The following is a 345-nucleotide window of genomic DNA, read 5'->3' on the forward strand; positions in this document are numbered from 1 at the left end:
CTCACATGGGATCTCCCACACTACCATCGGCGATGGCGCTTTTCACTTCTGAGTTCGGGATGGGATCAGGTGGTTCAACGCCTCTATGATCATCAAGAAAACTGGCTTGTCTTATCAGATATCGTCTAATAAAACCAAATTTTCAATCGCCTAAAATGACTTTAGGACTTCAAGGTATAAGCTCAAGGACAAACTAATGTCACATGCTTATCTACCAAAAATAGACACACTAATGTGAAAATCTATTTTTTAATATTTAAAGCTTGACGACGACCTACTCTCACATGGGATCTCCCACACTACCATCGGCGATGGCGCTTTTCACTTCTGAGTTCGGGATGGGAT

The 345-nt window shown here is 42.0% G+C and carries 2 rRNA genes; both read right to left on the bottom strand.

Annotation, left to right across the window (positions count from 1 at the left end):
* Positions 1 to 97, bottom strand: a 5S ribosomal RNA gene (gene rrf, locus AC2A4J_RS20420); the annotation flags it as partial.
* A 164-nt stretch (positions 98 to 261) separates the two neighbouring features.
* Positions 262 to 345, bottom strand: a 5S ribosomal RNA gene (rrf, locus tag AC2A4J_RS20425); the annotation flags it as partial.

This window comes from Marinomonas sp. ATLA20 (assembly GCF_057180105.1).